The 19606-nt window shown below is 68.8% G+C and carries 21 protein-coding genes; 12 read left to right on the top strand and 9 right to left on the bottom strand.

All coding sequences use genetic code 11. From position 1 onward, the window contains the following. Nucleotides 1–54 precede the first annotated feature (54 nt). Nucleotides 55–444, top strand: a complete 390-nt coding sequence (locus ON40_RS15425; RefSeq protein WP_040823050.1) for a PPOX class F420-dependent oxidoreductase — start codon at nucleotides 55–57, stop codon at nucleotides 442–444. Between the two features lie 27 nt (nucleotides 445–471). Here ON40_RS15425 and ON40_RS15420 read toward each other — a convergent pair whose 3' ends face one another. Together ON40_RS15420 and map are read right to left on the bottom strand one after the other, a co-directional pair. Continuing rightward, on the bottom strand, nucleotides 472–855 hold the full coding sequence (locus ON40_RS15420) for a PPOX class F420-dependent oxidoreductase (protein ID WP_040823048.1): 384 nt from the start codon (nucleotides 853–855) through the stop codon (nucleotides 472–474). A 174-nt stretch (nucleotides 856–1029) separates the two neighbouring features. Continuing rightward, nucleotides 1030–1797 carry a type I methionyl aminopeptidase gene (map, locus tag ON40_RS15415; protein WP_040823047.1) on the bottom strand — a complete coding sequence of 256 codons (768 nt, stop codon included), beginning with the start codon at nucleotides 1795–1797 and terminating at the stop codon, nucleotides 1030–1032. A 99-nt stretch (nucleotides 1798–1896) separates the two neighbouring features. Between map and ON40_RS15410 the strand changes: the two genes are divergently transcribed. Beyond that, entirely contained in the window at nucleotides 1897–2160 is a 264-nt protein-coding gene (locus tag ON40_RS15410; RefSeq protein WP_040823044.1) for a helix-turn-helix transcriptional regulator, read from the top strand. A gap of 53 nt (nucleotides 2161–2213) precedes the next feature. Here ON40_RS15410 and ON40_RS15405 read toward each other — a convergent pair whose 3' ends face one another. Next, on the bottom strand, nucleotides 2214–3092 hold the full coding sequence (locus tag ON40_RS15405; protein ID WP_040823042.1) for a LysR family transcriptional regulator: 879 nt from the start codon (nucleotides 3090–3092) through the stop codon (nucleotides 2214–2216). Between the two features lie 70 nt (nucleotides 3093–3162). Here ON40_RS15405 and ON40_RS15400 point away from each other — a divergent pair, with 70 nt between their 5' ends. Genes ON40_RS15400 through ON40_RS15390 form a run of 3 tightly spaced genes read left to right on the top strand, consistent with a single transcriptional unit; the run spans nucleotide 3163 to nucleotide 5329 of the window. Beyond that, nucleotides 3163–3480, top strand: a complete 318-nt coding sequence (locus ON40_RS15400; RefSeq protein ID WP_040823039.1) for a hypothetical protein — start codon at nucleotides 3163–3165, stop codon at nucleotides 3478–3480. After that, nucleotides 3477–4223 carry an SDR family NAD(P)-dependent oxidoreductase gene (locus ON40_RS15395; RefSeq protein ID WP_040823036.1) on the top strand — a complete coding sequence of 249 codons (747 nt, stop codon included), beginning with the start codon at nucleotides 3477–3479 and terminating at the stop codon, nucleotides 4221–4223. Before ON40_RS15400 ends, ON40_RS15395 begins: the two co-directional genes overlap by 4 nt. A 32-nt stretch (nucleotides 4224–4255) precedes the next feature. Further along, the gene (locus tag ON40_RS15390; protein ID WP_218008795.1) at nucleotides 4256–5329 is read left to right on the top strand and encodes an amidohydrolase family protein; all 1074 of its coding nucleotides are present in this window, start codon (nucleotides 4256–4258) and stop codon (nucleotides 5327–5329) included. Between the two features lie 53 nt (nucleotides 5330–5382). Here ON40_RS15390 and ON40_RS15385 read toward each other — a convergent pair whose 3' ends face one another. Then, the gene (locus tag ON40_RS15385) at nucleotides 5383–5994 is read right to left on the bottom strand and encodes a TetR/AcrR family transcriptional regulator (protein WP_051193140.1); all 612 of its coding nucleotides are present in this window, start codon (nucleotides 5992–5994) and stop codon (nucleotides 5383–5385) included. Between the two features lie 75 nt (nucleotides 5995–6069). Here ON40_RS15385 and ON40_RS48170 point away from each other — a divergent pair, with 75 nt between their 5' ends. Beyond that, the gene (locus ON40_RS48170; RefSeq protein ID WP_051193139.1) at nucleotides 6070–6576 is read left to right on the top strand and encodes a nitroreductase/quinone reductase family protein; all 507 of its coding nucleotides are present in this window, start codon (nucleotides 6070–6072) and stop codon (nucleotides 6574–6576) included. Between the two features lie 38 nt (nucleotides 6577–6614). Here ON40_RS48170 and ON40_RS15375 read toward each other — a convergent pair whose 3' ends face one another. The 5 genes from ON40_RS15375 to ON40_RS15355 form a co-directional block, all read right to left on the bottom strand. After that, on the bottom strand, nucleotides 6615–7397 hold the full coding sequence (locus tag ON40_RS15375) for an ESX secretion-associated protein EspG (protein ID WP_040823035.1): 783 nt from the start codon (nucleotides 7395–7397) through the stop codon (nucleotides 6615–6617). Then, nucleotides 7397–9178 (bottom strand): WXG100 family type VII secretion target, encoded by a 1782-nt coding sequence (locus ON40_RS15370; protein WP_040823034.1) that lies wholly within the window; start codon nucleotides 9176–9178, stop codon nucleotides 7397–7399. The genes ON40_RS15375 and ON40_RS15370 overlap by 1 nt, the downstream gene beginning before the upstream one ends. Before the next feature lie 37 nt (nucleotides 9179–9215). Then, nucleotides 9216–9632, bottom strand: coding sequence for a hypothetical protein (locus ON40_RS15365; RefSeq protein ID WP_040823032.1), 417 nt, complete (start codon nucleotides 9630–9632; stop codon nucleotides 9216–9218). A gap of 111 nt (nucleotides 9633–9743) precedes the next feature. Beyond that, a complete protein-coding gene (locus ON40_RS15360) occupies nucleotides 9744–11132 on the bottom strand; it encodes a metallopeptidase TldD-related protein (protein WP_040823031.1) in 1389 nt (462 codons plus the stop codon). 2 nt (nucleotides 11133–11134) lie between these two features. Beyond that, on the bottom strand, nucleotides 11135–12661 hold the full coding sequence (locus tag ON40_RS15355; RefSeq protein WP_373281908.1) for a TldD/PmbA family protein: 1527 nt from the start codon (nucleotides 12659–12661) through the stop codon (nucleotides 11135–11137). Nucleotides 12662–12863: 202 nt separating this feature from the next. Between ON40_RS15355 and ON40_RS15350 the strand changes: the two genes are divergently transcribed. From ON40_RS15350 to lnt, 6 genes are all read left to right on the top strand, one after another. Further along, complete coding sequence (locus ON40_RS15350; RefSeq protein WP_245567815.1) at nucleotides 12864–13532, top strand: TetR/AcrR family transcriptional regulator; 669 nt, start codon at nucleotides 12864–12866, stop codon at nucleotides 13530–13532. A gap of 121 nt (nucleotides 13533–13653) precedes the next feature. Beyond that, nucleotides 13654–14856 (top strand): sensor histidine kinase, encoded by a 1203-nt coding sequence (locus tag ON40_RS15345; protein WP_040824136.1) that lies wholly within the window; start codon nucleotides 13654–13656, stop codon nucleotides 14854–14856. 84 nt (nucleotides 14857–14940) lie between these two features. After that, complete coding sequence (locus tag ON40_RS15340; RefSeq protein ID WP_040824134.1) at nucleotides 14941–15600, top strand: response regulator; 660 nt, start codon at nucleotides 14941–14943, stop codon at nucleotides 15598–15600. Nucleotides 15601–15687: 87 nt separating this feature from the next. Next, the gene (locus ON40_RS15335; RefSeq protein WP_040823028.1) at nucleotides 15688–16170 is read left to right on the top strand and encodes an FxsA family protein; all 483 of its coding nucleotides are present in this window, start codon (nucleotides 15688–15690) and stop codon (nucleotides 16168–16170) included. Between the two features lie 117 nt (nucleotides 16171–16287). Beyond that, entirely contained in the window at nucleotides 16288–17886 is a 1599-nt protein-coding gene (locus tag ON40_RS15330; protein ID WP_040823027.1) for an amidohydrolase, read from the top strand. Between the two features lie 70 nt (nucleotides 17887–17956). Beyond that, complete coding sequence (lnt, locus tag ON40_RS15325; protein ID WP_051193246.1) at nucleotides 17957–19570, top strand: apolipoprotein N-acyltransferase; 1614 nt, start codon at nucleotides 17957–17959, stop codon at nucleotides 19568–19570. Nucleotides 19571–19606 lie beyond the last annotated feature (36 nt).

Raw genomic sequence — 19606 nt, 5'->3', positions numbered from 1 at the left:
GGGGTCCGACCGCGGACGGATGCACGCGCTCCGGGCACGGCCTAGCGTTGTGGCATGACCTGGGACGAACTGGCGAACAGTAAGTACGCGCTGCTCACGAGCTACAAGAAGGACGGCACCGCGGTCGGTGCGCCCGTGTGGGTGGCGCCGGACGGGGATCGAATCGTGGTGTGGACCTACGCCTCGTCGTGGAAGGTGAAGCGGATTCGGCGCAATCCGCAGGTGCGGCTGCAATCGTGCGACAACCGGGGCCGCACCACCTCGGCGGAAGTGCTGAACGGAACGGCCGAGGTGCTCGACTCGTCGGGGACCGAGCGGGTTCGCGGGATCGTCGGCCACAAGTACGGTGTGATCGGCACGATCCTGATCCGCGCGCACAAACTGGTGAAGGGGAGCGACGGCTCGGTTGGGCTGTCGGTCACCCCGCGGGACGGGGCTCAGTAGCGGCGGCCCCGTCGCGAGGCGGGCGGCTCAGGCGTCGGCGGTGATCTCGATGCCGATGGTGCCCTTCCGCCCGCGTCGCAACTGGCTGCCGACCACGACCAGCCAGCCCTGAATCGAGTACTTGCGCTTGATCAGTCGCCGCACTCGATCGCTGCCGGTGTCGTCGAGGATCCGCGCGGTGCCGTTGACGACCGTTCCGCGCGGGGTGCCGCTGACAGTGCAGGGCTGCATGGTCACCGCGGGATTGCGGCGGATCCGCTTGACCTTCCAGCTGTCGGTGACGGTCCAGACGTACAGTTTGCCGTCGTCCAGCGCCGCCCACAGCGGCGTACCGACCGGGGTGCCGTTCTTGCGAAAGCTGGTCAGCAGCACATAATTCGCGGTGCCGACCGCGCCGAAGGGATTGTCCACGCACGCAGCCTAGCGCCGAGCCGTGCTGTGCACACTTCCGGCGCATGTGTTTCGCGGTGCAGACGAACGATGGGGCAGCCGGAGGTGCCGATGGCCGTCGCACGGTCGTCCGCACTGCTGCCGTGCCGGGGAGATAATGGTGAAATATCTACCCGGACAACCAGATCCGGAACCTCAGGCGGCGAGGGTGAGGATGCGCGGCCCCTCGTCGGTGACGGCGATGGTGTGCTCGCTGTGCGCGGTGCGCGAACCGTCGGCCGAGCGCAACGTCCAGCCGTCGGGGTCGACGAAGATGCGATCGGTGGTCGCGGCGAACCACGGTTCGATGGCGATGGTGAGCCCGCGGCGCAGCTTGAATCCGCGCCCCGCGCGGCCGTCGTTGGGGATGTGCAGATCCTCGTGCATGGTGCGGCCGATGCCGTGACCGCCGAATTCGGTGTTGATCGGATACCCGTGCGCGCGGGCGACGGCGGCGATCGCGGCCGAGATGTCACCGACCCGATTGCCCGGCACGGCCACCTCGATGGCTGCCGCGAGCGCCTCCTCGGTGGCGGCGACGAGCCGTTGATCGGCCTCGGCGGGGGTGCCGACGATCACCGTGACGGCCGAGTCGGCCGCCCAACCGTCGACCTCGACGGCCAGGTCCATGGTCAGCACGTCGCCGTCGCGCAGTACATAGTCGAACGGAAGTCCGTGCAGCACAGCGTCGTTCACCGACAGGCAGACGGTGTTGCGGAACGGGCCGCGACCGAAGGACGGCGAATAGTCCCAGTAGCACGACTTCGCGCCACGCTCCTGGATGCGTCGCCGCACATGCAGCTCGAGGTCGAGCAGGTTCACGCCCACCTGGGCGCGCTCGCGCAGTTCGGCCAGGATCTGGCCGACGAACTGCCCGGTCACGCGCATTTTGTCGATCTCGTCGGGCGTCTTCAGCTCGACCACGGGTACCTCCTTGATGGTATTTAAATACCAACGTAGCGCATCCGGTATTTGTATACCAAGCCGCTTGCGGTATTTGAATACCACTCGTAGTCTGTCGGCATGGTCCGTCTCCCGCTCACTCCCGCGCAGGTGGAAGCGGGTCGTCGCCTGGGCGCCTTCCTGCGCTCGGCCCGCGCGGGCCGGGATCTCGGCGATATCGCACAGTCCGCCGGCATTTCACCGGAAACCCTCCGCAAGATCGAGTCCGGCCGGCTCCCCAGTCCCGCCTTCGGCACCGTCGTCGGCCTGAGTCGGGCCCTGGACATTCCGCTGCAGGACCTCGCCGACGTCTGGCAATCCGCCGCCCTCGCCGAATCGGCCTGAGTGACATCGGGTCGAGTTCTGTCCGTGGCCGCCTGGTCGCACCGTGTTCGAATCTATTGGCGCACAGGGGTTCCCGTGCTCGATTCGGTGTCGTGACGGCGGGCGCGGAGTGCGGCGGCCACGAACGCCATGACCGACGGGCGCTGGTCGTGTTCGTTCCGGGCCAGGACGAGGTGGCTCGGCGGGGCGTCGGAGACGGGGATGCAGACCAGGTCCGGTGGGGTGTTCTCGACCAGTGAGCGGGGGAGTATCGCGATCATGCGGCCCACCGAGATCATGTGCATCATCTGGACCACATCGGAGACCTCGGGGCCGGTGCCCTCGTCGCCGGGCAGGCCCTTCCAGCACGGAAGCGTCTCGCCTTCGAGGTCGGACATCCGTACCGATGCGCGGTCGGCGAGGCGGTGCCGATGCGGGACGATGACCACGCGGTCCTCGGTGTGCAATATCTCGTGGGCGAGGCCGTCGAGGTCGTCGAAGGGTGCGTAGAGCAAACCGACGTCGGCGCGGTCCTCGCGCAGGAAGTCGGTGCGGTCGACGGGGCCGCTGAACAGGATATCCACCCGACGGGCGTCCGGCTGGTGGGAGTATTCGGCCAGAATTCCGGACAGCAGCCCGGCATCGCCGCCGGGTTTGAGCACGAGCCGCAGGTGGGTCTGGGCGTCACCGGCGTGCCGGGCGTTGCGGACCGCGGCGCTGACCGCATTGAGCGCGTGCCGTCCGTGTTCACGCAGGGATTCCCCGGCCGGGGTGAGTTCGACATGTCGGCTCGAGCGCACGAACAGCGGAACGCCGAGCCTGCTCTCGATTCGCCGGATCGCCTTGGACAGCGCCGGTTGCGCGATCGACAGCTGGACCGCAGCCCGGCCGAAATGCAGTTCGTCGGCGACCGCGATGAAGTACTCGAGCTCCCGGGTTTCCAGTTCGACCATGCCTCCAGGTTATCGCCGGATAACGAACAGGTCTTGGACGGATGCGATGTGATCGACCGAGAATTACCTCATGATCAACCACACGATGATTGTTTCCTTCGATCGGCCACTGCCCGACGACGAGCTCGACCGATACCTCGCGGATATCGAACAAGCCATGCTCGCCACCGGGCTCACACAGTCGATCGTGACGCGGCGGCATATCCCGATTCCCGGTGAGGAAGCCATTCCGGCGCTGATCGCGACCGCGATCGTGCAGATCGGCCTGCCCGATGTCGAGACGCTGGGGAAGGCATTCGCCGCGCCCGGCGTGCACGAGGTCATCGATCGCTGGCAGTCGCGGCACCCGTACAAGGTGGCCTGGGCGAACCACGAGTCACTGGTATGAGCGCCGAAGGTAGGAAGATCGGCCTGGTCACCGGCGCGGGCAGTGGGATCGGCCGGGCGGCGGCGGTGGCCTTCGCCCGCGAGGGCGCCGCGGTCGCCGTGCTCGACATCGACCCGAGTGCGGCGGCCGAGACCGTCGACGCGATTCGGGCGGACGGCGGTGAGGCGCTGGCTGTCACCGTCGACATCGCGGCGGAATCCTCGGTGCGAGCTGCGGTCGAGCGCGTGGTCCAGGCATACGGCGGCCTGAATTTCGCCGTGAACAACGCGGGGCTGGCCTCGCATCATCGGCGGCTCGACGAGATGACTCTGGACGAATTCGACCGGGTGATCCGCGTCAACCTGGCCGGGACCTTTCTGTGCATGAAATACGAGCTGCCGCTGCTCGCGGGTGGCGGCGCGATCGTGAACGTCGCCTCGAACGGCGGTCTGTACGCGATCCCGACCGCTCCGGCGTATGTGGCCGCCAAACACGGCATCGTCGGGCTCACCAAGGTCGCCGCGGTCGACTACGCCGACCGGAACATCCGGGTCAACGCCGTCTGTCCGGGGCCGACCCTGACTCCCGGATTCGAGCAGGTGGCCGCGGGTACCGACATGGTCGCGCGGCAGTCCGCGAACACTCCGCTCGGCCGGTTGGCGACACCGGGGGAGGCGGCTGCGGCGGCGGTCTGGCTGTGCTCGGACGCGGCGTCCTACGTCACCGGAATCGCACTGTCGGTCGACGGCGGTCGGCGGGCATGAGCGGGCGGCTGGGCTCCGGACAGGAGGAGTCGATGGGTAGGTCGAGCGAAGAGTTTGTGGCACAAGGTGATCGGGCAGCCGCACCCGTCGGGCACGACCTGCGCGTCATCGCGGTGGAGGAGCATATGTCCACCGAGGAATTCCTCGGTGTCGCACACGGTGTGGATGTCGCGCCGGGTGACGAGGTCGAAGTGGATCTGCTCCGGGCAATAGAGCGTGATCCGGATCTTCGGACTAGGCTCACCGATATCGACGCCCGGCTGCGCGAGATGGACGCACTCGGCCAGGACATGGCGGTACTGAGTCTGAATCCTCCTGGCGTGCAGGCATTTCCGGCGGCCGATGCGGTGCCGCTGGCGAGGCTGTTCAACGATGCGCTGGCCGAGATCGTGCGGCGTCGTCCGGACCGGTTCGGTGGACTGGGCACGGTGACGCCGCAGGATCCGGTGGCCGCGGCCGAGGAGATCGAACGAGGAATGGGTCCGCTCGGGCTCAACGGCGTCATGATCAATTCGCACACCGGCGGGCGGTACCTGGACGAACCGGAATTCGGTCCGCTGCTGGCGGCGGCCGAGGCCAACCGCGCGCCGATCTACCTGCATCCGCGCGCGCCGAGCATGCCGGTCTACCGCGACTACGGGATGCCGGGGGCGATCTGGGGTTATCAGGCCGAGGCCGGGCTGCACGCCATGCGGCTCATCCTCAGCGGAACGCTGGATCGCTACCCGGATCTGACCATCGTCCTCGGGCATCTCGGCGAGGGAATTCCCTACTGGCTCAGGCGAATCGACAATCGGCACGGATTCGCGACGCGGACGATCGGGGCAGCAACACCGATGCCGAAACTGTCGTTGACTCCCAGTGAGTACTTCCGCCGCAATATGGTGATCACCACCAGCGGAATCGACGATCCGGACGTGCTCGAACTGGCTCTGCGCGCGGTCGGGCAGGACGCGATCATGTTCGCGATCGACTACCCGTACGAGGATCCCGCAGCTGCGGTGACCTTCCTGCGCGACGCCCCGTTGAGCGACGATCAGCGAACCGCGATCGCCCACCGCACGGCCGAGCGGGTGTTCGGCATCACCGGGACCCGGTCGGGATAGTTCGCTGTATTCGCTCGAATAGGTGGCATCGGCCGCAGACGTCGCGCGATCGACTACGAACCGCGTAGCGCTGAATCGAACACGGGCAGTAGGGTATCCGCGATGTCCGCACGGGTCGGCAGCGAGGCCAGGGCGTCGGGTGGGCTCAGATGGCGTTGCAGGGCGCGCTGATGCGCCGCGCCCGCCAGCAGGAGAGCCGCGGGACGCAGGTCGGCGGTCGCGGCGCGGGGGGACAGGTGGGCGAGAATCGCATCGACCGCGCGGTGCGGGCCCAGATCCATGTCGCGACTGCGCTTTTCGTAGGATTCGCGCAGTTCGGCATCGGACTGGACGGCGGCGATGGCCGGAATGGCGGCGAGGTAGAACTCCTCGAGCGCGCCGAGCAGATCGAGCACGTCCTCGCGCAGGCTGTGCTCGGTTCCGGGCCGGTCCGCCAGGAGTTCCTTCAACGGCCGCAACTGATGCTGGATCACCGCGTGCAGCAGGCCCATCCGGTCGCCGAAGTGGTAGAAGATGCTCGATTCGGCGACGCCCGCCCGACGCGCGATCTCCTTGGTGGACGTGCGGGCCAGGCCGGATTCCGCGAGCGTCTGCTGTGCGCTGGCGATCACAGCCTCGCGCACGCCGGTGCGGGGACGGCCGCGGGCCGCGCGCTCGGGTGCCACATCGCCTCCTGAAAACTCGATTCGCTCTTGCAGTATGCCGCATCTCGTCGTATTTTCTGAGTATACACTCAGTAAATGCGCGATCCGGAGGTACTCGCCATGTCCAGTCCCGCCCCCACGACGCCGGCGCCCACACAGTCCCGGCTGCAGCGTTCCTGGGACGCCACCGTCCGCTACCTGCTGCGCTCCCGATTGCATCGCATCTTCAGCGGCAAACTGCTGATCATCACCGTCGTCGGTCGCAAGACCGGCCGCGAATACGCCAACCCGGTCGGGTATGCCTCCTACGAGGGGGATCTGCTGGTCGGCACCGCGGCCCGCTGGCGGCGTAATCTGCGCGACGGCGAATCCGTGCGGGTTACGTTGCGCGGGAGAGAGATCCGCGCCGACTGGGAGGTGATCACCGAAGAGGAACCGATCGTCGAGCTGTACCGGATCATCCTGGAACAGAATCCGGTCCACGGTCGCTTCGCCGGAATCAGCCTCGATGCCGACGTCAGCGTGAACCGTGCCCAGCTACGCGCCGCGTTGGCGGGCGGTACCGCTGTGGTCCGCTTGCGTCCGCGCGACGCATCCCGCTAGATCCATCGAATTTCCTTGTAGGCGAACGAAATTTGGATCTATCGGTGGGCGTACTCGCCGATGTCGTCCACGTAGTCGCGATATTCGGACAGCGCGTTGTCGAGTAACCGGGCGACCGCGGCCTGGATCGCGGAGGTGTCCGCGGGCTGGACGGTGACGGTGCGATTGCCGGTTTCCATGTAGCGGCCGTCCTCATGGATGTCGTACCAGCGCACCGCGCCCACCTTGTGGGGCTGCTCACCGCCTCGATTGCGCGGCCCCCGGAACACTGTCACCACTCCGGCCCCGCCCGCCGGACGCCGGACCAAGTGTCGATACCGTTGCAGCGGAGTCGATTCCCCGGTGTAATGCAACGCCGACTGACGTTCGGGATACAGATCGGCCGCCGCGAAGGCCTGCGCGGGCCGCATCCCGGGCGAACACTGCGGCAGCACACCGGCGAGTACCGCAGAGAGCCGGTCGGAACTCACGATACTCAGCTCGATACGCGGGCGACGGGTGAATTGTATTGCGAGAGCGGCATGCCGGTCGTGGCGGGCCGCGGCGACCCGGATCGGCCCGGCCTGATCCGAGACGCCATGGATCTCGGCCCACACCTCCGGATCGGTCAATACGGTGAACGCCCGCCGCAGCAGGTCGGCCTGATTCCAACTCAGCCGACCCTGTTCGGAGTACTTGTGCTGGACCTGCTCCCAGAAGGTGTCGCGCTCGTTGACATGGCCGAATCGGGACAGATAATGCAGCGGATAGAGCATTCGGTCGTTCGCGGGCCCGAACCACAATGCCGCGAATTCCTCGTCCTCGAACGACCAAGTGGCCATTATTCACCTATCGTCGGCTGGACGTGCTCATCTCTTCCGGTCATTTCCGCGGTGTGCGACTCGTGCCGTAGGTCGACCTTCTTGCCCGTCCGATCCCGATCGCCTTCGTATCTGACCCGTAGTCGAGGTGGCCGATGGTCCGCGCCGGAGTGGTGGTGGCCCGGATCCGACATCACCTCCGCGGTGGCCGCCCCGGTGACCGCGGCCGCCGCGGGCTCGGCCAGGACATCGGGCGGTAGCGGATCCAACGTCGGGCGGGCGGGTGCGGCTTGCGCCGCCGGTGCCTGTGCGCCGGGCACGGGTGTGCTCGGCACCGGCTTGGGCACCGCAGGCGCCGGGGTCGAGGTGCCGGGCGCCGGGGCCTGTACGGTCGGCGCCGGAACCGGTGTGCTGGATCCCGGTGCGGGCTGGTTCGGCGCGTGTGCCGCGAAACTCGGTGCGGGCGTGGGGGTTACCGGTGCCGGTGTCGGTGCGCTGGGCGCCGGTGTGCTCGGTGTCGGCGCGCTGGGTACCGGTGCGGGCGTACTGGGTACCGGCGATGGAATCGCCGGGATGGACCCCGCCGAACCTGCCGAACCGAGTGCGGGTCCGGCGAGATTCGGCGTCGAGTTGCCCGGGACCGGCCCGGACGAACCGGTGGACGGCGCACTGGGCGCAGGCGTCGAGTTCGGAGCGGGAGCGGAGTTGGGCGAGGACCCGCCGGCGGGCGGATTCGCCATACTGTCGTGTCCGGGCCGAACCGCATCGGTGGAGGTGCCGGTGGACTGCGTCTGGGTCTGCTCCGGAGCCGCCGGGTGATCCGAGCCGGGTTGCTGATGGTCCGAGTTCGGTTGCTGCGGAGTGGAATTCGGCCGCTGTGCTGTCGAGTCTCGTTGGTCGCCATCCGGGGTGATTCCCGGTGAGTCGGTGTGCACCGAGGAGGGCGTGGTCGGGGCGGACTCGGCGGGAGTTGCGGTCGTCGGCCGCGTGGCCTTGGGGGCCGAGGTGTTCTCGTCCCGATCGGCTCGGGACGGTCGACTCGTCGTCGGCTGCTGGAACAGTACATCGCTCGTGCTGGGCGTCGCCGACGACGGATCGTGCAGGAACCGCCCGATGGTCGCGTCGACCGACGCCGGGAACGGCAGGTCGCGCAGCAGCGAGGTGACACTCGCCGGGGAGGTGGCATCCGGATCGGTGCCGTTGCGCCAAGCGGTCGGTTTCGTCGACGCCGCCGGGGCGTCGGAGTCGCTCGTGCTCGCCGGGTCGGTGCCGTCACCGTTCGCGAGGGGCGCCGCGGCGGGGAAGGTGGGAATCCGCTTGTCCTGATCGGTGAACGGCAGGACGTACCGCTGCTGCATCACCTGCCGCGCGTCGTCCTGGGCCTTGCTCGCATCGCGGGTCTGCCGGTCGAACCCGGACGGATCCTTGGTCTGATCGGCGCTCACCGGAACAGGTTCGGGAATGTACGCCTTGGTCGTGAGCGCGGCCTGAGCGGTACTGGAGACGGCCTGTCCGGCCGCGTCGAACAGATCCGCCAGCTCCCCGGCCTGTTTGCCGTAATCGACCAGGGCGGACACCGCGGCCTGCGCGGATGCGCCGCTCCACTGTCCGTCCACCGCCGAGCGCACGGCCTTGACCAGACCGGTGGTGGAGGTGCGCCACTGACTTCCGGCCTGCTGCCAGGCCGTGACGACGTCACCGGCGCTCTGCGCGACGGTCTGGAACGCGTCGTAGATCTGCTGATGCGTGAGCGCGTCGACGTTCTCCGGATCGGTGATGCCGGGCGGATCGTAGGTCGTCACAGCATCCCCTCACCCGGTGCCGCCGCAGAGCGCACGCTCATACCGCCTCCTCCGTAGCCGCCTGTGCCGCACGGAGTTTCGCGGCGAACTCGCTGTCCGTCTGTTGTAGTCGATCACAGATCGTGCGGAACAGGGTCTGCATCTCGTCGGCGGTCTTCCAGTGGTCCTGCAGGGTGTCGTAGGCGTTGTTGGCCCCGCCGCCGCCCTTGTCCCGGAAACGCTGCGCGATCGTGCGGGCCGAGGTGAGGATGTCGGTCTTCTCGCCCAGGCCCCACGCCTCGTGCGTCTGCACCTGCTGGACGAGTTTCTGGATCGCCTGGATCTCGGTCTTGCGTTGTTGCAGAGCCCGATCCAGCGCCAGGAACGCCTGCGGCTCCACATCGAGTGACACCGAGCCGGACTTGGCCTGTTCGATCAACGGACCGAATACCCGGCCCCCGCTGTCGTCTGTCATGCTGCCCCCGCTTCGACTGTGTGGCGGCGATTCTGCCATACGGGTCGACCGGTTGTGCGGCCATCGTGATTGTCCGTGGACCGGTCACGTCCGGTCCGGACGCGCCGTGCGTCAGGTCGCCCGGCTCACCGAGGACATGTGGAAGTCGGGAATTCGCAAGGTGGGCATGGCCGTTCGGGTGAACCAGTCCTTCCATTCGCGCGGCAGCGTGATCTCCGTAGCCCCGGCCTCGGTGGTGCGGCGCAGCAGGTCCAGCGGACTCTCGTTGAAACGGAAGTTGTTCACCGCGCCGGTGATCTCGCCGTCCTCGATCAGGTACACCCCGTCCCGGGTCAGGCCGGTCAGCAGCAGAGTGGCGGGATCGACCTCGCGGATGTACCACAGGCAGGTCAGCAGCAGGCCGCGGCCGGTGGCGGCGATCATCTCCGGCAGGGTGGCAGCAGAACCGCCGGTCATCAGCAGATTGTCGCCCGGAACCGTCACCGGCGCATCGAATTCCGCGGCGATCGCCCGGGGATACACCAGATTGTCGATGACGCCCTCGCGCACCCAGTCCACGCGTTGCGCCGGGAGGCCGTTGTCGAATACCGACACCGAGTCCGAGGAGGACGCGGTCGCCACGAAGGGCAGATATTCGAGTCCCGTCGCGCTGGGGTCGGAGTAGAGGGTGAGCGGAATGTCGGTGAGCCGCTCGCCGATTCGGGTGCCGCCGGCGCGCGAGAAGGCGGTGTGTCCCTCGTTCGCGCCGCGGCCCTGCATCTCCCAGGCCATGTTGATCAGCAGATCCGCGACCGCCGAGGGCGGCAGCAGCGTTTCGTAACGTCCGGCGGGCAGCTCCACCCGGCGCGCGTTCCAGTCCAGCCGCCGCGCGAGTTCGGCGAGCAGGCCCGGGGTGTCGACATCGGTGAAATCCAGGGTGCCCGCACCGACCCACGCGCTCGCGACATCCGATGCCGGGCCGCGCTTTCCGTTGATCTCCACCGATCCGGTCGGCTGGGTCCAGCGGCGGCGGATACCGGTGGAGGTGCCCAGCCACGTGGTGTGCAGCTGATGGTGCGCGAAGCCGTACAGCCGGTCCGCGCCGTCGAATCCGGTGGCCAGATCGCGGGCCAGGCCGGTGAACACCTCGATACCGGTGGCCGCGGGGTCCGCGGCCCAGTCCGGATCCAGATGCAGCCCGACCGCGTCGGGCTCGAGCAGCGGCACCGCGTCGCGGGCCGGTGCGGCCGAGCGCGCGGCCTCTTCGCTCGCGCGCACCACCGCCTCGATATCGGCCGCGTCGACGCTGGTGGAACTCACGCTGCCGACCCGGGCCGAGGTGGGCCCCTCGCGCAGGATCGACACCACCGACCACTCCCGCGAGATCGTGGATCCGTTGGTGGTCATGGAATTTCCGGCCCAGCGCAGCGACGCCTCGGCGGCGTCGGTGACCAGCACGATCGCCTCGTCCGCTCGCGACGCGGCCAGCGCCCGCTCGACGACCTCCCCACCGTGAAGCACGCTCACCGCCCGGCCTCCGATCGGGTGTTGAGAATATTGACCCCGCGCACCAGCACCGACGGACAGCCGTGGCCGACCGCCGCGACCTGGCCGGGCTGGGCCTTACCGCAGTTGAACGCGCCGCCGAGCACCCAGGTCGACGGGCCGCCCACCGCCTCCATCGAACCCCAGAAATCGGTGGTGGTGGCCTGGTAGGCGACATCGCGCAGCTGACCGGCCAAGCGCCCGTTGCGGATCCGGAAGAATCGCTGTCCGGTGAACTGGAAGTTGTAGCGCTGCATATCGATCGACCACGACTTGTCGCCGACGACGTAGATGCCGTTCTCCACTCGGGAGATGAGTTCGTCGGTGCTGGTGTCGTGTTCGGGATCCGGTTGCAGTGAGACGTTGGCCATCCGCTGGATCGGGACGTGGTGCGCGGAGTCGGCGTACGAGCAACCGTTCGAGCGGTCCAGGCCCAGGCGCGGCGCGAACGCTCGATCCAGTTGATAGCCGACCAGAACGCCGTCGCGGATCAGATCCCAGCGCTGCCCGGCCACGCCCTCGTCGTCGTAGCCGACCGTGGCCAGGCCGTACGGTTCGGTGCGGTCGCCGGTGACGTGCATGATCGGCGTGCCGTAGCGCAGCGTGCCCAGCTTGTCCGGGGTGGCGAAGGAGGTTCCGGCGTAGGCGGATTCGTAGCCGATGGCGCGATCGTATTCGGTGGCGTGGCCGATGGATTCGTGGATGGTGAGCCACAGATTCGTCGGATCGATGACCAGATCGGCCGGGCCCGGGTCCACGGTGGGCGCTTTGACCTTCTCGGCCAGCCACTCCGGAATCCGCGCCAGCTCGCCGGTCCAGTCCCACACGCCGTCCTCGCCGGTCAGGTACTCCCAGCCGCGTGCGGCGGGTGCGGCCAGGGTGCGCATCGTCTCGAACGCGCCGGCCGTCGGATCGACCGTGATGGCCTCCAGCAGCGGATACACCCGCACCCGCTGCTGCGTGATCGAGGAGCCCGCGGTGTCCGCGAAATAGGTCTGCTCCTTGACCTGCAGCACATGCGCGGTGACGTGGTCGACGCCATCGGCGGCGGAGAGGCGTTCCGAATAGTCCAGCAGCAGTGCCGTTTTCTCCGGAGTCGGCACCTCGAACGGATCGATTCCGTAGTCCGAGACCCAGTGCACGTCGCGGTGCACGGGCTCATCGGCCAGGAGCACCTCTTCGCGATTGAGCGCCCGCAGCGTCGTCGCGACGGTCACCGCACGCCGGGCGACCTCGGCGGCGGCGTCGGCGGACAGGTCGGCGTGCGAGGCGAAACCCCAGGTGCCGTCGACGATCACGCGGACCGCGAAGCCCAGATCGGTCGAATCGGTGATCGCCTCGACGCGGCCGTCGCGCAACCGGATGGTCTGCTGGACGAGCCGGTGCACGCGCAGGTCGGCATAGTCGGCGCCGGCGGCACGCGCGGCCGCGAGCGCCGCATCGGCCAGGGCGGCCAGCGGCAGTGCGCGGAACTGTTCGTCCACGGCGCGAGGTGTGATGCTCACCTCGCACACGCTAATTGCTCGCGAAGCGGTCGTTCAACCGTATGCTCGGGAACGTTCCGGAATCCGGTGCGGCACAATACGACACGCCGCGCCATGCTGCATCGAGTGCAAGATTGCATGTTGTGCGATGTGGCGCGAGACGCAACGCGCGGACACGCTGCCTGCCCGGAATTCGCTGGCATATGCCGTACTGTCTGCCCGCGTGCCGCCATCAGCCCTCCGTGACCGCAAGCGGGAACGCACCCGCCGCGCCCTCCTCGAGGCCGCCGTCGACATGTTCGAGGCCCGTGGCTACGAGGCGACGACCGTCGCCGACATCGCCGCGGCAGCCGAGGTGGGCACCCGCACCTTCTTCAATTATTTCGAGAGCAAAGAGGAACTGCTGTTCCCGCAGCCGGACGACCGGGTGCACGCGGCCGTGCACGCGATCGCCACCCGCCGCCCGGACGAACGTCCCGTCGAAGTGCTGCTGCGCGCGCTACGGGCCGCCGGTGACAATCCCGGCGACCATCTCGGGGACACCCTGCCCGCCCGCATCGCGGTACTGCGAGCGCAGGTCTCGCGCACGGTTCCCGCGGTGAGCGGTCGCGGCGCGCACGCGCAACTGCTCGCCCAACAGGAGATCGCCCGTCATCTGCGCGTCGCGTTTCCCGAAGAACTCGACGAGGTCGGCGCGGCCGCGCTGGTCGGCGCCGTGGTCGGCGCCGTCTCGGGTGCGCTGACCGTGCTGTTCTCCGGGCGTCACGCCATCGAGGACGGGGAACGTCTGCAACGCAAGATTCGTGAGACGACCTCGCGGGTCCTCGCGCCGTGGCTGGCAGGGCCCCCGACCCGCGAAACCCGCCCGCTCCCCGTGGAGGCTCGAAATTGAATTGTGGCCTCGCGTAGGTAGCGGCGCGGCGGCCTGCACAGGTTCCGGCGGGAGTGGCTCTGTATTCGTGGCAGCCGCGCCGAAGAACTTCGGAGAGGTGACGCCCACATAGGCTGGGGTGGTGCGTCGATTCAGCTTGTGGCTTCGGGGGAAACCGCTCGTCGCCGATTCCATGTTGGCGGTCGCGCTGGTGCTGGTCGATCTGGCGACCATCGGGCACAAGCGGAATCTGTTGGTGTATCTCGTCTTCGCGGTGATCGTGCCGGTGCCGGTGATCTTCCGGCGCAAATATCCGCGTACGAGTGCGGCGGTGCTGCTCGCGCTGGCGATCGTGTCGACTGTGGTCAGTCGGTTGATCGGGGAGGATTTGCAGGTCACGGCGTTGGTGGCGGTCGGTATCGCGCTGTACACGCTGGTTGCGTACGTGGGTCGGCGGGAGGGGCTGATCTATCTGGTCGGTCTGGTGGTGGACGCCGCGCTCACGGATCTGCTGCTGCGCGAGTCGGTCCTGATGACGGTGGCGTTCCTGACGCTGTTCTACGCGCTGTGCTGGACGCTCGCCGAATTCCTCGGCGCCCGGCACGCGTACGACACGGAGGTGGCCGCGCGGCTGGCGGTGGCCGACTACGACCGCGAACGCGGTGCGCACGAGGCGGTTTCCGCCGAACGCACCCGGATCGCGCGGGAGTTGCACGATATCGTCGCGCATGCGGTGAGCGTCATCGTCGTGCAGGCCGACGGTGCGAAGTTCGCGCTGCGCAGCGACCCCGACGCCGCCGAACAGGCCCTGGGCACGATCGCGGCCACCGGGCGCGACGCCCTGCGTGAACTGCGTCGCACGGTCGTGCTGCTGCGCACCGAGCATGCACCCGAACAACTGCCCCAGCACGGCACCGCCGGATTGGCGAAGGTGGTGCAGATGATGCGCAGCGCCGGGCTCGCGGTCGAGTTGGAGATGACCGGTGAGCTCGACGACGTGGCTCCCGAGGTCAGCCTCGGGGTCCACCGCATCGTGCAGGAGTCGCTGACCAACACCTTCCGGCATGCGGGACCGGCCCCGAAGGCGTGGGTACGGGTGCACCGCCGGGACGCCGACATCCTGGTCGAGGTCAGCGACCTCGGTCACGGTGCGGGTCCGCTGGTCGACGCGGCGCCCGAACCGGACCTCGCGGTGCGCAACGGCATCGCGGGCAGCGGCCTCGGTCTGGTCGGTATGCGCGAGCGGGTGGCGGTGCTGGGGGGTGCGCTCGAGGCCGGGCGGCGTCCCGAAGGCGGCTGGCGGGTGCGGGCGGCGATACCGCTCGTGCGTGAGGTCGCCGAGTGACCTCGGCGATCGGATGTGCCGGGGCCCGACGGCGACCGGATCGGTTGGGGCGAGGTGGGAACGCGGTCCCAGTATGTTGGTCACGTGCCGATCACCGTGCTAGTCGTCGACGACCAGGAACTGATGCGAGCCGGGCTGCGGATGGTGCTGGGGGCGCATCCCGATCTGACGGTCGTCGGGGAGGCCGACAACGGTGCCGCGGCAGTGCAGCGGACCCGCGAACTCGTCCCGGACGTGGTGCTGATGGATGTGCGGATGCCGGTCGTGGACGGTGTCACCGCCACCGGGCAGATCCTCGAATCCGGTTGTGGCAGCAAGGTTCTCGTCATGACCACCTTCGACCTGGACGAACACGCCCTGGGCGCGTTGCGCGCGGGCGCGAGCGGCTTCCTGCTCAAGGACACCCCGCCCGAGGATCTGATCTCGGCGATCCGCAGCGTCGCCGCCGGTGACGCGGTGGTCTCCCCGAAGGTGACCAAACGTCTGCTGGATCGGCTCATCGCGGACGATCCGGGCAGCACCCGCGACGCGGCCGTACTCGATGTGCTCACCGCCCGCGAGCGCGAGGTGCTCGAGCAGATCGCCGCCGGACGCTCCAACGCCGAGATCGCCGCGGAACTGTTCCTGTCCGAGGCCACGGTGAAAACCCATGTCGGCCGGGTGCTCACCAAACTCGGTCTGCGCGATCGGGTGCAGGCGGTGGTGCTGGCCTACGAGACCGGGCTGGTGCGGCCGGGCGCCTGAGATTCTCAGCGACTGCTCAGGCGGGATCGGGAGAAAAACGGACGATCCGGTCGTTGCATGGGGTAGATGGTTTTCGAAAGGATCGCCATGCCCGCGCTGCTGTTCGCTCTCTACCTCGTCGTCGAGATCGCCGCCCTCGTCGTGGTCGGCCACTTCATCGGTGTCGTCGCAACCATTCTGCTGCTCATCGCCTGTTCAGGGCTGGGGCTGATCCTGGTGCGCTCGCAGGGCCGCCGGGTGTTCGACCAGTTCCGGCGCGCGAGTCGCGGGGAGATCGCTCCCGGCACCGCGGTCGCCGACGGTGCGCTGGTCACCCTGGGTGCGGTCGCCATGTTCGTCCCCGGCCTGGTCACCTCGGTGCTCGGCCTGCTTCTGCTGCTGCCCACCCGTCGCCTGCTGCGCCCGGTCGTCTCGGCCTTCGCCACCCGCCGGATCGACCGGCTGAGCATGGCCGCCGGTTACCGCGGCGTGGTCGTCGACCCGTCCGGTGACGTGGTCGACGGCGTCGTCGTGCAGGAGTACTACGACGACGGTCAGGGCCCTGCCCGCCCGATGCTCGACGGCCGGTAACCGACCTCGTGCACACCGGATCCGGATGGTGGTGACACCATCCGGATCTCGCTGTCGTGCAGGACGCCGTGACGCCGGGGCCGGTGCGCAAAACGCCGTGCGGCAGACTGATGAGCCGTGAGTACCCAGTTGCTGGTCGGCGGTCGCATCCACAGCCCGAGTTCGCCCGATGCCACATCGATGGCGGTCGAGGACGGCATGGTGGTGTGGTTGGGCGCCGAGCGGCCGGGGCGGGCGCTGTATCCCGGTGCGGAGGTCATCGATCTGGACGGTGCGTTCGTCGCGCCCGGCTTCGTCGATCCGCACGTGCACGTGACCGCGCTGGGTTTGCAGATCACCGGACTGGATCTGTCCGGGGCGACGTCGCTGGAGCAGTGCCTGGCCCTGGTGGGCGAGTACGCGCGCACGCATCCCGACGCGGTGATCATCGGCGAGGGCTGGGACGAGACCGCGTGGCCGCAGGCCCGCCCGCCCGCGTCGGCGGAGATCGATGCCGCGGCCGGACCCGGCCGGATCGTGTATCTCGTTCGCGTGGACGCACATTCGGCGGTCGTCTCGACCGCCCTGCTGGAATCGGTGCCGCAGATCGCCACCGCGGCGGGATACACCCGCGGTGAGCCGCTGTGCGCGCAGGCGCATCATCTCGCCCGCAGCGCCGTACTCGATCGGCTCGATCGCTCTCAGCGTGACCGCGCCCGTCGCGCGGCGCTCGACCATGCCGCCGCCAACGGCGTTGTGGCCGTGCACGAATGCGCCGGACCGCAGATCTCCGGCCCGGACGATGTGACCGAATTGCTGGCGTTCGAGCACGGCGTCGAGGTCCGTGCCTACTGGGGTGCGGCGGTGCGCACCGCCGACGAGGCCCGCACCCTGGTCAAGGAACTCGGCGTACACGGGCTGGCCGGAGACCTGTTCGTCGACGGCTCACTCGGCTCGCACACCGCCTGGCTGCACGCGCCCTATGCCGATCGGGACACCCTCGGTCTCGGATATCTCGACGTCGATGCCATCGCCGCCCATCTGAGCGCGTGCACCGAGGCCGGGATCCAGGCCGGATTCCACGCCATCGGCGATGCGGCCGTCACGGCCGTGGCCGATGCGGTGGCCCGAGTCGCCGCCGAGATGGGCGGTCCCGCGCTCGCCGCTCGCGGCCACCGGGTGGAGCATGCCGAGGCGATCGGTCTCGAGCAGATCTCGATCTTCGCCGAATTCGGCGTACTCGCCAGTGTGCAACCGGGATTCGACGCGGCCTGGGGTGGGCCGGACGGTATGTACGCCGCGCGTCTGGGCGCCGAGCGCGCCGCCGAGCTGAATCCCTTCGCGGCCATGGCGGCCGCGGGGATCGGCCTGGCGATCGGCTCGGATGCCCCGGTCACCGAGTTGAATCCGTGGGCCGCGGTGCGTGCGGCCGCCCATCACCGCACTCCCGGACAGCAGATCTCCCCGCGCGCCGCGTTCGCCGCGGCCACCCGCGGTGCGTGGCGGGCCGGTGGCGTGCGGGACGGCGTGGCCGGCACCCTGACGCCCGGTGCGCCCGCCTCCTACGCGATCTGGGACGCGGCCGATCTGGTGGTGGCCGCGGCCTCGGATACGGTGCAGCGCTGGTCCACCGATCCGCGGTCCCGGGTTCCGGGTCTGCCCCCGCTCGACCCGGGCGCGCCGCTGCCGCGCTGCCTGCGTACCGTGCACCGGGGAAACACCATTTATGCGGCGTGAGAGGGACGAGCTCGTGGACGTGCGACAGGACCACGAGAACCCCCGCGCCGCAACGGGTCCGCTCCCGCGACTGACCGCCGCCGCAACGCGGCATCCGGCGCTCGTGCGCCTGATCGGCGCGATCGTGGCGGGCCTGCTGATCTACGCGAGTTTCCCGCCGCGCACCTGCTGGTATCTGGCCCCGCTCGGCATCGCGCTGCTGACCCTGGTGGTGCGGTCGACCCGCACGCTGCGCGGCGGATTCGGTTACGGGCTGCTCGCGGGCCTGGCCTTCTTCGTGCCGCTGCTACCCTGGACGGGCATCTACGTCGGTCCGATGCCGTGGCTGGGCCTGTCGCTGGCGTGCGCGATCTACGTCGGGCTGTTCGGCCTGCTGGCTCGGCTGGTGAGCGTGTTGCCGGGCTGGCCGCTGTGGGTGGCGACGACGTGGACCCTCACCGAATGGGGTCGCTCGAATTTCCCGTTCGGCGGATTCCCCTGGGGCCGACTGGCATTCGGTCAGGGCGACGGTTGGTACCTGCCACTGGCCTGGCTCGGCGGCGCGCCCGGGGTGAGTTTCGCGGTGGCGCTGACCGGAACGGCGTTGGCGGCCTTCATCATCGGCCTGCGCGAGCGGCGCGGGGTCCGGTGGCGAATCGGAATCGCCACCGCCGCAGCGGTTGTGGTTCTCGTTCCGGTCGCCGGGCTGATCTTCCGCACCGCCCTGCCCGCGCCGACCGACGGCGACCGGACGATCACGGTCGCCGCCATCCAGGGCAGCGTGCCGCGCCTGGGCCTGGACTTCAATGCGCAGCGACGCGCGGTGCTGGACAACCACGTCCGGGAGACCGCGGCGCTGGCCGACGCCGTCGCCGCGGGCCGTGCGGCGCAGCCTGATGTGGTGATCTGGCCGGAGAACTCATCCGATATCGATCCGTTACGCAACAGTGACGCGTACGCGGAGATCACCGCCGTATCCGAGCGGATCCACGCGCCGATCCTGGTCGGCGCGGTGCTGGTGAACGACGACGAGACGACCACCAATTCGGTCATCGTCTGGAACGGGGCCGACGGTCCGGGCGAGCGGCACGACAAGAAGATCATCCAGCCGTTCGGCGAATACCTGCCGTACCGGGACTTCTTCCGGCACTTCTCGAAATACGCCGATCGAGCCGGATATTTCGTGCCCGGCCACGGTGACGGCGTGGTGCACGCCCAGCTCCTGCGTGGCGGTGCGCCGGTAGCAATCGGTGTGGCAACTTGTTACGAGGTCGCCTTCGACCGCGCGTTCGAGGATTCGATGCACGCGGGCGCGCAGCTGCTGACCGTGCCCACCAACAACGCCACCTTCGGCGACAGCGAGATGACCTACCAGCAACTGGCCATGTCCCGGGTGCGCGCGGTGGAACACGGTCGCGCGCTGGTCGTGGCGGCTACTTCCGGGGTCAGCGCGATCATCACCGCCGACGGTACGGTGCAGCAGGAGACGTCGAAATTCGTGCCCGCACGGCTCGAGGCGGCGCTGCCGCTGCGGCACAACACGACACCCGCGACCGCGCTGGCTTCGTGGCCCGAGTGGGTGTTGTGTATCGTGGCCGGGATTGCTGTTGTGGCTTCGGCTATTCGGCGGCGAACCATGCCGTCCCCGGAACCGGCGGATGATGAGGCTGTCGGCGACCGGGTCGGTCGCCAGCCGCGGATGTAAGCGTTTCCGGATCAGGCTCCCGGTGTCACCCGTTCT

The organism is Nocardia jiangxiensis NBRC 101359, from assembly GCF_000308615.1.
In the GTDB taxonomy this organism is placed as follows: Bacteria; Actinomycetota; Actinomycetes; order Mycobacteriales; family Mycobacteriaceae; genus Nocardia; species Nocardia jiangxiensis.
Note: the sequence above shows the minus strand (reverse complement) of the source record. Positions and strands in the feature narration are given on the sequence as shown.

Coding starts and splice junctions, on each gene's coding strand:
- ON40_RS15400 (WP_040823039.1), top strand. CDS start 3,163: ATGATCAACCACACGATGATTGTTTCCTTCGATCGGCCACTGCCCGAC.
- ON40_RS15335 (WP_040823028.1), top strand. CDS start 15,688: ATGCCCGCGCTGCTGTTCGCTCTCTACCTCGTCGTCGAGATCGCCGCC.
- ON40_RS15410 (WP_040823044.1), top strand. CDS start 1,897: ATGGTCCGTCTCCCGCTCACTCCCGCGCAGGTGGAAGCGGGTCGTCGC.
- ON40_RS15365 (WP_040823032.1), bottom strand. CDS start 9,632: ATGACAGACGACAGCGGGGGCCGGGTATTCGGTCCGTTGATCGAACAG.
- ON40_RS15390 (WP_218008795.1), top strand. CDS start 4,256: ATGGGTAGGTCGAGCGAAGAGTTTGTGGCACAAGGTGATCGGGCAGCC.
- ON40_RS15375 (WP_040823035.1), bottom strand. CDS start 7,397: ATGGCCACTTGGTCGTTCGAGGACGAGGAATTCGCGGCATTGTGGTTC.
- ON40_RS48170 (WP_051193139.1), top strand. CDS start 6,070: ATGCGCGATCCGGAGGTACTCGCCATGTCCAGTCCCGCCCCCACGACG.
- ON40_RS15425 (WP_040823050.1), top strand. CDS start 55: ATGACCTGGGACGAACTGGCGAACAGTAAGTACGCGCTGCTCACGAGC.
- ON40_RS15405 (WP_040823042.1), bottom strand. CDS start 3,092: ATGGTCGAACTGGAAACCCGGGAGCTCGAGTACTTCATCGCGGTCGCC.
- ON40_RS15395 (WP_040823036.1), top strand. CDS start 3,477: ATGAGCGCCGAAGGTAGGAAGATCGGCCTGGTCACCGGCGCGGGCAGT.